Source organism: Thioalkalivibrio sp. ALgr1 (assembly GCF_000378285.1).
Lineage (GTDB): Bacteria > Pseudomonadota > Gammaproteobacteria > Ectothiorhodospirales > Ectothiorhodospiraceae > Thioalkalivibrio.
The window spans coordinates 1-11,663 of the sequence record NZ_KB905133.1 but is presented as its reverse complement, the minus strand read 5'-3'; the positions used below and the strand labels follow the sequence as shown (position 1 = coordinate 11,663).

The following is an 11,663-nucleotide window of genomic DNA, read 5'->3' as shown; positions in this document are numbered from 1 at the left end:
TCGGGATTCCATGCATTGCTCACTGACGGACGTTAGCGGATCGGGACTTGGATGTCACAGGTCGTTTTAGGCGCGGGAGTGGAACGAGATTTCGAAGGCTGGAGCGCTTCGTGCGCAAGCGGAACGACCATCGGTTCATGCCTCGGTGCTTCGATCATCCCCTCGGCATTTTCGGAGTGCAATTTGCTGTTGGGGAGGAGTAAGTGTCAGGTCTCGCGTGGTCATATACACGTTATTGGAAATAAACCGGGACGTTCATGCTGCCAGGCCTTGAGGGTTTCCACCGGTGTCCGATGCCCAAGCGCCTTCTACCCGATGTGATGGTTGTACAGCCTCTGGTAGTGCCGCAGGGCGTCGTCCAGGTGCAGACCGGAGTCGAAGTGGCGGGTGCGCAGCAGGTCGGCGATGCGCCCGTTGGAGCGTTCGGCCATACCGTTGGTCTGGGGCCGTTTGGGCCGGATCATCAGAGTGGTATGCAGTCGCTTCGGGCAATGGGACCGGCTTCCACGTCCCGGCGGTAGCGCCGCTTACGCTCGGTTATGCGGGTAATCCCGTAGCGCCGGGCCAGTTCGGGATCGTTCACGCTCGGCCGCGCTTCTGCAGCGCTCGCTGGATCTGGGGTGTGGTGCACGCGTTTAAATGGATCGTACTCGCCATGCTATTCGTCCTGCGTGGGGCCACCGTACACGGTATTCAGCTACTCCCGGGCACGAAACAGGGGAACCTGCTCGTGCGATATAGAATCATCCGTTACCTAACACCTAGGGGCTGGGGCCACATGAAAGAGATTGACGTCCGCGACGCGCGAGAACAGCTGTCTAGCATCCTGAAAGAAGTGGAGCGGGGCGAGGAGGTATGCATCCTGCGCCGAGGTCGGCCCGTCGCGCGCGTGGTTCAACCTGCCGGGGATCCCCCGAGATTTCGTTCACGTGCCGATTTGCGACAGAGCTTGCCGGCCATGCGGGAAACCGCCGTTGATACGGGTCGTACAGTGCGGGATACCGAACGTTACTGACGTGCTTCGCGGGCACCAGTGCTGTCCTGCCGTTTTGCCGCAGTGCCCCCCAAACGATGTCGTCGAGCCGCTCTTCCTCGGGCAGCGTTAGCCGCACTCGTAGTTGAGGCGGGCATCAAACATCCTGATGTAGTAATGACAATGGGGCTGCCTCCACGCGGTCATGCTTGAGGCGAGCGAGGTGGGGACACGGCTTGCCGTCAAGGGCGAGTCTAGTCAAGGAAACGCTTGGGATGCCCAAAGCCGCGAAGTCCCTCGGCCGGTGAGGGTTACGCTTGCGTACGAGATCAAATGCCTTAGGTGAATGTTCTCCGCTTCACGGAAACTGTTCCTAGTGCCGGTCAGTTTGAACGAATGGCGGCATTAAGGAAGACGGTCGGATGCAAAGAGGCAATGCCAAAGGGCATGCCCTTTCGATAGGAAGCGACGTGATGTGCGGACGTATGACGCGCTACAGCGCGACGAGTGAACTCGGCATGCGGTACTTCCAGGTGCCGGTCGACGAGACCTTTGACACGCCTCGGTACAACGTTGCACCCGGCACGGACCTCGAAGCATTCCGCGCCGGCGACGAAACACCCGCTGCCTTCCAGCCGATGTTCTGGGGCTTTCGCCCGAAGCGGGTGGAGGACGGTCCTCGCCCGATCATCGCCCGCGCCGAAAAGATCGCCACGAGTCCTTACTTTCGGTCCGCATTCGCCCGCCGGCGCTGCATCGTGCTGGCCGATGGTTGGTACGAGTGGCGCAAGACCGATGATGGCAAGCAGCCGTACTACATCACCCTGGCCGCGGACGCGCCGCAGGACATCCTGATGATGGCGGGCATTTGGGAGACAACAAGCGACGGCGGCGCCTGCTGCGCGATCATCACCGAACCCGCATCCGAGCGTCTGGTGCACATTCACGACCGCAAGCCGCTGGTACTGGATGCGGAGTGTCGCTGGGACTGGCTCGATCTCGAACGGACGGAGCGTGAGGCGATCCGAGCCGGGACCGTCCGTCTGAACCCTGATGCCTTGGTCTATCACCCTGTTTCAACGCGCGTGAACCGCCCAACCGAAGACGACCCCGGATTGATCGAAGCGATCGCCTGAAGGGCTTCAGGCCGTGGGGTAGTGCTACCTTGGTGAATAAGCCCGGAACGGGCACTCAGGCAGGTGGTAGCGATGGCCAAGCAGAGCGAAGTTGAAGCGCGCATCACCCGGATCCGCGAGAAAGCCGCATCGGTTTTCGATACCCAGGAAATCGTCGATGACTGGATGTGCACGGAGAACCTTGTGCTCGGCGATGCACCGATCAATCTTCTGGAGACGGAGGAGGGCGCCGACAGGGTCGAGGCCATACTGGGCCGGATCGAGCATGGCGTGTATTCGTAAAGGAGAAGGTGCACGTGGAGGCATCGGAGCCACGCCGCGGCGGAGGCGCCAGGTGGCTCCGATGGGCAGATCGTTGGGAGCGTATGCCTACTGGTTGGTGCTACCTTCAAGGAAACCCGAGTCAGCACGAGCATAGGAACGGAGCCGTGGCAGAGAAAAGCGAGTTTGAGGCACGCGTCGCCCGCATCCGGGAGAAGGCAGCGGTGATCTTTGAGGATCCGGAAAAAGCGGAACGCTGGATGCGGGCGAGTAACCGGGTTCTTGAGTCGGCGCCAATCGATCTGCTGGAGTCGGATGAGGGTGCGGAGATGGTCGAAACGGTTCTCCACCGGATCGAGCACGGGGTGTTTTCGTAACAGGCGAGATGGGCTGCAGAAGGAGTCGGAGGCTGCATGACGGATTCAGCATACTCAGAGGTATCGGCCCATGACCGAAGCGCGCTGGCGCGAATGGTGATGCAGGCGTTTGATCACTGGAGTCTCGAAACGGACGAAGCCCTCGCGATGCTGGGCCATGCGCCGGGCGACTTGGACGCGCTTTCGCACTATCGCGGAGGAGAGCCACTGCCGGATGAGCGCGATGCTCTGGATCGTGCAGGTCACATTCTGGGGATCCACAAGGACTTGCGCCTGTTGTTTCCGCATGAGCGGGACAGGGCTTATCGCTGGATGAAGGCGAACAACCGTGCGTTCGATAGCTGCACCCCGGTCGAAGTCATCAGCTGTGAGGGAATGCAGGGACTAATGCGTGTCAGGGGTTATCTGGACCGGGCAGTCGCGTAGGGACGCCCGCGCATCTTTCGTTTCATCGATCCATGCGAGTGTTCGCTTGGATCTGCTCCAGCAACTCCACCACGCGGGCGATGACGAAGAAGGTGAGCACGAGTAGCGCGACCCCGATGAAGGTGGGCACCAGGTAGGGTACAACTTCGGGCAGGACGAAATAGGCCAGGACGATCGCGGCGTGGGCCAGCCAGAGCACTGGGACCACAGCGCCCAGAATACGCAGCACGCGCGGCCACCCGCGTCCGGCTTCCACCCACATAGCCCCCAGAGGGTCGCTCCCGTTGTCCGATGGGCGCGCTGTGCTCACCGGCGGCGGAATAGACCCCGTGGTCGCAGGCACCTCGTTGTGTGAGTCGACGGTGGACACGGCCGTGGCCTCGGGGATCTGATCAAACAGCTCGGCCAAAGCTTCATCGCGCGTGATCGCGGCAGGGATAGAGTTCGTGTGTCTGCTCGTCGCCGGGTAGCGTGTAGTGGATCAATACGGCCATTGGTCAATGCTTCTCCCTGGTCCAGTAGCAAAGCAAATCACGGGCGCTAAGCGCTGTAGCGATCATTCGTGGATCCGGCCGGCCGGGGCGCGCCCGGCTTATGCACTTCGGGTGAAACTGTCTGGAACGGCCAATCCAAGGCGAGATGACCATGGTAGGTGTTCATCCCGTGCGGCACCCACAACCCAGACTCGATCGGAACGACCGGCACCAGACGGTAGAGCTTCCAGCCTTTGCGGGTGAGTTGGCTATCCCACCACCGTTGATTGGGGCCAGTCCTAGCACTACTCCGACAATTAACAACAATCCCCCGGCTGTTCTCGCATCCGGTGGGCTCAACGCTGCCTCTCCGGTCTAACGCGCGACTATTGTCGCTGATCACCCCGCAGCGTCAATGTCACGCGATGCGCGGTGTCCCGTGTGTGAGTATACCGGCGAATGTACGATTGTGGGATAGACCGACTCCGTTCCTCGACCTGCGGGTTTCTCCGGCGAAGAAGTGGTGAAGTGGGGTCGGAGTGCCACGGACTTCGTATGCGTCCCCCCGCATGCTCCGCGCGCCAAATCTAGCTGTGGAGTTTCACAAGGTTGCTCTCAGGTACGCCGAAGGCGCTGATGGGCGGCGAGGTGTCGTACGCCGCCTACAGCAGTGGATCCTACGGCGACCTGAAAATCGCTCCCGGAGCGACCCGTGTGCACTTCGGTGTCGCTTATCGGTTCTGAGGGGACGCCGGTGAGCCCGCACGCCCCGATTGTTCTTTGAAGACGTGTATGGGACCAGGCGAGACCTGACAGTTGGTCGGTCGCAATGGGCCATGTACCGCTGCGTAAGTAAGGAGGCCTCGTTTAGGCCGCTAGAGCAGCAAAGTGGCTGCGGAAGTTCGGACATAAGGTAGAGATCAAGGCTTGCCACCGATTAAATCGGGTAGGTGGGTCGGGATGTCCTCCATCAAGATTAGAGCGCACTCCACTGTCTCCCCGGTGTTCTCCAAGCGGAGATCGCCAGCAGGGGTTGCGTCTTCCCAACGAAACTCTTCTGTCAAGAATCTGAGTAGTTCGCGCTTGTAGTCCGTGTCCGGATTCTGCAGATGAGTCCCCTTTGTTTCGAGTGCGACGAGGCGCCGGGCAGTCTCGTGTGCGCTGACTGCAAAAATGAAATCTGGGTAGATTCGGCCTCTTTTCCAACCTTGAATTCCATACCCCTTGGCGGCGGTCGCGACGTTCCGGTGCCACCAGTTGATTGCCGCGTCACCGTCGAGCATGACAGCCACGCCGCGCTCTTCCCCGTTCAACTCCCCGGCTGGGAATGGGTGGAATAGGCTTCTCGAGACAATATCGCCGTTCTCGTCCATCAACGGCGGCGTGGTCGGCGGCAGCCGGGTTTCCATCCGGGCCGGCATTCGCCAATTTCGCCCGTCGAGCCGTAGCCGGAAGCGGATGCGGCCAGCGCGCACGTCATCTCGGAAAAGCGCTTCTGCATGTCTGTTTCGGAATTTTTCGAGATCGCGCCGGAGCTCTTCGATAATAACGCTTGTGGCCTGACCGATCCTGTCCCCCGAAAGCCCTCGATGCTCCAAGCCGACTTGGGTGGCGCCCACAATGTCTCGGAGGACGAACGGGTTCGGCGCAAGATCCATGAGCGCTCGGACCGCGTAAATTGGGTCGAAGGCGAGCGTCTCGCGCCTGCCTTCGCCGATCGCGGCCTCTTCGAAACCATCGCCGTCGTCGCGGAGGCTCAATCGTCGCATCTGACCACCCTTTGCAGAGCCAGTCTCGGGAATGCGCGCGATCACGTCAGACGGGTCGAACTCCCCCCACGCCACACGCGAGAGCAGATCCGTCTCGTAGTCTAGTGGCCGAACCTCCTCTCCACCACACCAGAAGACTTCCGGAAGAAAAATCTCTGTAGTCTCAAATTCTGGACGACGCCTGATGGTGCGCGTTCCTTCGTCCGCGCCTCCACCACTAGCCGCCCCTGATACGTTCAGTACGAGGTCCGACAGTCCGTCTCCCTCCAACCCCTTGCGGATCGCGTCGACCACGCGTCCGGTCTCGGCGTGGTGGGTCACGACGTAGCATTCGTCGAGGAGGTCCACCTCGGTCTTGAGGGCGTGAGGCTGACGAAGGATTCGGCCGACAAGCTGGGTCATGGCCGCAAGGTTTCGCGAGGCGGCGAGCGAGCACAGGACGTACGCGAAGGGGCAGTCCCAGCCCTCTTGCAATGCGGACTTCGTAATGATGACGCGAACGTCATTGCGCTCCGATAGCAGATCGAGGTTCTCAGGTTGGCGCAGGTCGTTCTGTTGCGCAGTCTTCACCGCGATCTGGCTTTCCTTGTATCCGATCAAGAGGAGCCATTCGCGGACGTCCTCAGCGTGGACCAGACCCGCTTCGCGCTGCTCGTTACCGGTGCGCTCGACCTGCACCAGCATGATCGGCCGGATATACCTACTTGTCTCGGCTCTGAATGCGTCTGCCGCCGCCGTCATCTCATCGAGGCGCCCCTTCGCGGCGGCCAGCGTTGCACGCCAGTCGGTCCCTTGGCGAGGGTCCAGATTGAGGGGCATCTTGATCATCCCCTCGTCGTGGATTTCGCGACCGGTAATCTCGACAAGTACATTGGGGTCGCGCGCGGGGCGAGGATTACCTCCCTCGCGGGCTGCCACGCGCTTCGGCGTCGCGGTCAGCTCCATGACGAAGAGCGGGTTGAAACCATACAGCGTCTCGAAGGCGAGGTCGGAGGTCGCCTTCTGGCCTTCGTCCATGACCACGATGGGCTGGACCAGGCGGAGGGCGTTGCCCAGCGAGTCCTTCACCATCGGGTAGAGATCGTCATAGGCGTCGAGGTTCGGGACGCGCCTGATTTGCTCAGCGTGGGCCCTCTGGTTGCCCTCCGGTGGGAAGAAGCCGTGGACGTCGCCGCGGTCGCGGAACATGCGCAGCGTGGCCTTGTCCTGCCGGTTCGAGCTTTGCAGCATCAGGACCATCACGCAGAGGTGGCTTTCGACGTCCCGCGCGTGCAGCCGATCGGCTTTTTCCATGACCTTGACCCGGCCAGCCGCGGCGCGATCCAGAGTCTGCCGGTACGGATGGCGACGGTCCTTCAGGTGTTTCAGGGTCTGGCTGTAGATCGCCTCGTTCGGAACAATCCACAGGACGAACCCGGTATTCACACCCAGGTAGCGGGACATGATCCGCGAGACGCCGTTCGCCGCCAGGAACGTCTTTCCTCCCCCGGTAGGCACCTTGAGCGTGATGTTCGGCACGGGGCGGCCGACTCCGTCGCGGCGAGGGGAGAAGGGAACACCCTTCCAGGCGGCGGGAAGCCTATCGGCCTCCTTGAGAGCCTCCCAGGTCTTCGCTGTGAAGTCCGGCGGCTCGAGCCCCAGGTCCGGATCGGCCGCGGCAAGCTCCGCGATCCTGTCAGCACGGTCCTTCTCCGCCTTCAGCTTGTCGAGATAGTGGTTGAGCGAGTCTAGGACTCGTACCTGATAGTCGAGCGTGCGCATGTCAGCCCCCTTCTAGCCCGTAGAGCGCGAAGGGCAGCGGGGCGAACTCCACGTTCAGGTCGCGCTCGTCGAGCATCTTCTGGGCGACGTGCCGCGCCGGTGCGAAGACTAGGTGGCGGGTCTCCGGGTCCGTCTCGTGGATGTCGCGGGCGCGCGACAGCGTCAGCGCCGCTTCGGGAGAGCGCAGCCAGTCCCGGTCGGGCTGATAGAACAGCCAGACATGCCGCTCGTGCCCCTTGCCCAGATAGCCGGCATCGGCATTCGACGTGGCCGGATCGAAGGGTTTCAGCGTCGCGGCATGGAACAGGACAGCGCCGAGAGCCTCCCACTCCGGCAGGGTTTCCCCCGTGAGCATCTTGTCCAGTTCGATCGGCGGGCCAAGGGTGCAGTAGGTGAAGGTGCCGCCGAGGCCCTCACGTGTCGCAGCATCTTGCGCTTTCTCCACACCCGCACTCACACGACGTACCCGTTCAGCGGTCAGTTCGTCCGCATAATCCTCGCATTCCACGAGAATAAACTTTCTTCTTCCATTGTCCCGACTGTTCGCAGCCAACACGGCATGCGCCGTAGTTCCTGATCCGGCAAACGAGTCCAGAATTATGCTCTCTTCATTGGTAGAAAAAGATATCAGCCACTCAATAAGTGAAAATGTCTTTGGGTTCTTAAACGCCTGCCTGCGATCAGGAAAAATTTTCCGAAGCTCATTTGCGCCGCGCCGGCCGTCTATCTCGATTACGCTTGGCATTTTCTCCCGATAGTCACGCAGATAGAGCTTGATCCGTATGAGTTGGTTTGGGTCCTCGCTAAATATGATTCGCCCCTGATCTAACAATTCATCACGCGTTTCTTCTGGGAACCTATAGCCCATCAGGGGTTGAGGGACGAGTTGTCCTGTTTTCGGGTTTCGCAAATTCCAGCGATAACCTTCGCGACCTGGGTTATGAACGCTTCGGCTTGCAGTGAAGATTCCTTGCTCATCAATTTTATTATACTCTTGAAGTGGCCCAAGCTGATCTTTGTGCGCTTTAAACCATTCCTTGTATTTTTCTACAATCTCATCAGGTTTATCCCCTGAGGCAAGGAGCTCCTTCTCCACTGCGAGCAACCGCTCCTTTAAATCAGCCCATGGAGATTTCCATACTGGCTCCACCTTTTCGCGCCCAGCGGCAAAAACGTGTATATATTCATGCTCAATCGCAATATTTGTTGGATTATTATCTGTTGCGTTTTTCCAGATTATTGTTCCAAGATGCGAGTCTGAGCCAAATATCTCAGTCATTAAGAGCTTGAGGGATGCAACTTCGTTATCGTCAATGCTTACAAAAATTGTCGCGCCAGGACGCATTAGTTCGGCTAAGAGGCGGAGGCGCGGCCACATCATAGCGGCCCACTTATCATGCCGCAGTTGATCTTCAATCGTAATGGGATTCGCCGCTAGCCACTCTCTGATCATCGGTGAATTTACGCGGTCATTATAAGACCAATCACTTTTGCCCGTATTATACGGCGGGTCGATGTAAACGCAGTCCACCTTGCCGGCATAGGTGGGCAGAAGGGCCTTGAGGGCGTGCAGGTTGTCGCCGTGGATGACCAGGTTGTCGTCCAGCGCCGGCTCACCAATCCCCTTCTCCGGGTGGAGTTCGAGCGGTCGAAATGGGACGGTCAGATGATGGTTCCAGACAAACTCCTTGCCCTTGAAATTCAACTCGGTCACGATCGGTCTCCCTTTTGTCTGCGATTATCATCGCGCCTCGTTGCGTCGAGAACTGCCCCAGCCGTCTCCAAAACAGAGCGCGCCCCTTCGGCGTCCGACTGGGTGAGCGCTCCTGCCTGTCTCGGGGGGGGGAGCGCTTACGCGGGGTGATGTTGCGTTGGAGCTGCGGAGTCGCGATTGTGCCTGACTGGGGCTGGCTTGGCGACCATTTCCCGACGGCTGGAATCAGCCGAAAGGTCTCCGTCGGGCAGGCTCGTGGCTAGGCGCGGGGCGAGGCTCCCCGGCCGACTATGCTCAGGTCTGAGCCACGGTGCACAGCCCGCGCCGCAGATTCTCGCCAATGCCGCTGCCGTTAGGCACAATCGAATCACGCGCCAGACTCAGGGACTTTCGCTTACCCCGACCACATCCGCACGCGATTTACGGTGCACAGCGACCCGCCCCACGTCGGCTACTGGAGAAAGAGACCGTTGTGGGACGGAGGAGGGCCGCTAGTCACTTCGTTGAGAGGTCTTGTTGATCGACTATGAGCAGAGAGTCTGGTTAAGGAACGAAAGCTATAGTGGGAGTGCACAGTTGAGCAGCGATATGTCGACCGTCGAATCGGAGTCGAATCAATACACCCACGCGCGCTTTTGGCGCTGTGCGTTACAGGTAAACCCCGCTGGCTATAGCGAGGCATACCGAGGGCAAGGTCATGGATTGTCCGGACAGGACTACCTAAGCGCGGTACTCCGGATCTGTCAGGAAGAGGGCATCAAGGTAGTTGGGCTCGCGGACCACGGTAGTGTCACCGATGTTGATGCCATTCGTGAGTACTTGAGCCCGCATGGGATCGTCGTATTCCCTGGGTTTGAGGTTGCGACAACCGAGAAGGTTCATTGGGTGTGCTTGTTTCCGGAAGATACAGGAACGGCCCAGCTGAACCGGTTTTTGGGCGCGCTTGCCATAACTGATCCGGAGGATGGGGTCAAACCGTCTAACCTGGGTGGAGACGCGTTGCTTTCCAAGGTAGAGGAGTTCGGGGGTATTTGCTATGCGGCGCATATAACCGGCAAAAGTGGGCTTTTGAAAGAGAGGAAGCCGCACCTCTGGTCCAGTCCGCGGCTAAAAGCCGCCCAGATACCCGGACCGATTGAGGACCTACCGCCCGAGTACAGGCCCATAGTGCTCAACGCCAACCCCCACTATCGCCGTGACAGGCCGTTGGCTTTGATCAATGCCAAAGACGTGGCTGTGCCAGAAGATCTGAGGGCCCCAAATGCTTCTTGCTACATAAAGATGACCCGGCCGTGCTTCGAATCCTTCCAGATGGCATTCAAGGATCCCGAATCGCGGATACGGCTGCATCATGAGATGCGGGAGCGCTATTACAGCCGCATTGAACGCGTGTCGGTTGATGGTGGGTATCTCCACGGCCTTGAGGTCCATTTATCCGAGCACCTAAATACGGTGATTGGTGGGCGGGGCACCGGTAAATCCACCTTACTGGAGAGCTTGCGGTACGCACTAGGCCGAGATCACAAAGGCAGTGACGCAAAGCGCCAAGGTGAGCAGGTCTTGAAGGAGAACCTCGGCAAGGCCCACTCCCAAGTCCGCGTGGAGCTGGTGTCGGCGAAACAGAATATGAACCGCTATACGGTCGTTCGGCGTTATGGGGAGCCACCGAGAGTTGTCGATGCGGAGGGTGACGAATCCTCGTTGCAGCCCAGTGATTTGTTGCCAGGCATGGAAGTCTATGGTCAGAACGAAATATACGAGCTCGCAAAGGATGAGGGCGCGTTGATTCTGGTGCTGGGTCGTTTCCTCCCCGATCAGCTGGAGCACGAGCGGCAACTAGCCGGTCTTCACAAGCGGCTGCACGAGAATGCTGGTCGGCTTGTGGAGGCTCAGGCTCAGTGGGAGGAACTTCAGGACAAGCTGGCCAAGTTGCCCAAGTTGCAAGAGCAAGTTGAGCAGTTCAAGGCCTTGGGGCTCGAGGAGAAGCTCGAGCAAGTGCCGCTGCTGGAAAAGGAGCGGCACTTGCGTCCACGGCTTCAGGAAGAGCTGGATCGTGTCCAAAGGGCGCTCGGCGGCTTCCGGGATTCGTTACCCGAACTGACTTTTCTGAGTGACAAGGCTCTTGAAGGATTGCCGCATGCAGACCGGCTGCGTGATGGGCGTCAGGTGTTGGAGAAGGCCAAGGCATTGATCGAGCACCATTCCGCCGCGATCGAAAAGGTCATCGTAGCTGCGAGTAAGGATGTCGCCGAGCTGGTTAGCGAGCTTGAACGGCTCCAGAAAGGTATGGTGGATCGCCTGGACAAGGAGTTCGCCAAGCTACCGGAGGTGGCCGGGAAGTCTGGCAAGGAGGTGGGTCGGACCTATCAGTCCTTGCTCCGGCAGATGGAGGCGATACGGCCCCAAGAGAGCCAGGTAGAGGCGGTGGACAAACGCCTAAAGACATTGCGGCAGGAGCGTCGGAACCTTCTCGGTGATCTATCCGACCTCCGTAATGCGTGTAGTGGTCAAGTGATTTCGGACACCTCGATCGGTGTTTCGGCTGTCCATTTTCGCTCGTAGGCGTTGGGCGACAGGTAGCCCAGGGTCGAGTGCCTTCGGCGCTCGTTGTAGAAGCCGACGATGTAGTCGGTGATGTCCCGGGTGGCCTCGCCGTGATTGGCATAGTCCCGTCGCCAGACGCGCTCCATCTTCAGGTTTAGGAAGAAGCGTTCGGCCACCGCATTGTCCCAGCAGTTACCCCGCCGGCTCATGCTGGCCCGGGCGCCGTGCT

General features: G+C 59.8%; 11 protein-coding genes. 6 read left to right on the top strand and 5 right to left on the bottom strand.

Features of this window, described 5'->3' with window-relative positions:
* Positions 1 to 308: 308 nt before the first annotated feature.
* Positions 309 to 464, bottom strand: coding sequence for an integrase core domain-containing protein (locus tag F466_RS13780; protein ID WP_018875080.1), 156 nt, complete (start codon positions 462 to 464; stop codon positions 309 to 311).
* 191 nt (positions 465 to 655) lie between these two features.
* On the opposite strand from F466_RS13780, the gene F466_RS13340 reads away from it, so the two are divergent.
* The 5 genes from F466_RS13340 (at position 656) to F466_RS0104450 (ending at position 3,173) form a co-directional block, all read left to right on the top strand.
* The gene (locus tag F466_RS13340; RefSeq protein ID WP_369773118.1) at positions 656 to 1,015 is read left to right on the top strand and encodes a type II toxin-antitoxin system Phd/YefM family antitoxin; all 360 of its coding nucleotides are present in this window, start codon (positions 656 to 658) and stop codon (positions 1,013 to 1,015) included.
* 443 nt (positions 1,016 to 1,458) lie between these two features.
* On the top strand, positions 1,459 to 2,109 hold the full coding sequence (locus F466_RS0104465) for an SOS response-associated peptidase (protein WP_018875079.1): 651 nt from the start codon (positions 1,459 to 1,461) through the stop codon (positions 2,107 to 2,109).
* 72 nt (positions 2,110 to 2,181) lie between these two features.
* The gene (locus tag F466_RS0104460) at positions 2,182 to 2,391 is read left to right on the top strand and encodes an MbcA/ParS/Xre antitoxin family protein (protein WP_018174084.1); all 210 of its coding nucleotides are present in this window, start codon (positions 2,182 to 2,184) and stop codon (positions 2,389 to 2,391) included.
* Positions 2,392 to 2,537: 146 nt separating this feature from the next.
* On the top strand, positions 2,538 to 2,747 hold the full coding sequence (locus tag F466_RS0104455) for an MbcA/ParS/Xre antitoxin family protein (RefSeq protein ID WP_018875078.1): 210 nt from the start codon (positions 2,538 to 2,540) through the stop codon (positions 2,745 to 2,747).
* A 93-nt stretch (positions 2,748 to 2,840) separates the two neighbouring features.
* Positions 2,841 to 3,173 carry an MbcA/ParS/Xre antitoxin family protein gene (locus tag F466_RS0104450; RefSeq protein WP_026280176.1) on the top strand — a complete coding sequence of 111 codons (333 nt, stop codon included), beginning with the start codon at positions 2,841 to 2,843 and terminating at the stop codon, positions 3,171 to 3,173.
* 22 nt (positions 3,174 to 3,195) lie between these two features.
* On the opposite strand, the gene F466_RS13775 is transcribed toward F466_RS0104450, so the two are convergent.
* The 3 genes from F466_RS13775 to F466_RS0104435 form a co-directional block, all read right to left on the bottom strand.
* Positions 3,196 to 3,402 (bottom strand): hypothetical protein, encoded by a 207-nt coding sequence (locus F466_RS13775; RefSeq protein WP_232199153.1) that lies wholly within the window; start codon positions 3,400 to 3,402, stop codon positions 3,196 to 3,198.
* A 1,164-nt stretch (positions 3,403 to 4,566) separates the two neighbouring features.
* Positions 4,567 to 7,176 (bottom strand): DEAD/DEAH box helicase, encoded by a 2,610-nt coding sequence (locus tag F466_RS0104440; RefSeq protein ID WP_018993541.1) that lies wholly within the window; start codon positions 7,174 to 7,176, stop codon positions 4,567 to 4,569.
* Between the two features lies 1 nt (position 7,177).
* Positions 7,178 to 8,890, bottom strand: coding sequence for a site-specific DNA-methyltransferase (locus F466_RS0104435; protein WP_026296413.1), 1,713 nt, complete (start codon positions 8,888 to 8,890; stop codon positions 7,178 to 7,180).
* Between the two features lie 576 nt (positions 8,891 to 9,466).
* Here F466_RS0104435 and F466_RS0104430 point away from each other — a divergent pair.
* Complete coding sequence (locus tag F466_RS0104430) at positions 9,467 to 11,452, top strand: AAA family ATPase (protein WP_198004210.1); 1,986 nt, start codon at positions 9,467 to 9,469, stop codon at positions 11,450 to 11,452.
* Here the strand turns inward: F466_RS0104430 and F466_RS0104425 are convergent.
* Positions 11,398 to 11,663: integrase core domain-containing protein (locus F466_RS0104425; RefSeq protein ID WP_018993538.1), on the bottom strand; the 266-nt coding region annotated here is incomplete at its 5' end. The two genes, F466_RS0104430 and F466_RS0104425, sit on opposite strands and share 55 nt — an antisense overlap.

Coding starts and splice junctions, on each gene's coding strand:
- F466_RS13780 (WP_018875080.1), bottom strand. CDS start 464: ATGATCCGGCCCAAACGGCCCCAGACCAACGGTATGGCCGAACGCTCC.
- F466_RS13340 (WP_369773118.1), top strand. CDS start 656: ATGCTATTCGTCCTGCGTGGGGCCACCGTACACGGTATTCAGCTACTC.
- F466_RS0104465 (WP_018875079.1), top strand. CDS start 1,459: ATGACGCGCTACAGCGCGACGAGTGAACTCGGCATGCGGTACTTCCAG.
- F466_RS0104460 (WP_018174084.1), top strand. CDS start 2,182: ATGGCCAAGCAGAGCGAAGTTGAAGCGCGCATCACCCGGATCCGCGAG.
- F466_RS0104450 (WP_026280176.1), top strand. CDS start 2,841: ATGGTGATGCAGGCGTTTGATCACTGGAGTCTCGAAACGGACGAAGCC.
- F466_RS0104440 (WP_018993541.1), bottom strand. CDS start 7,176: ATGCGCACGCTCGACTATCAGGTACGAGTCCTAGACTCGCTCAACCAC.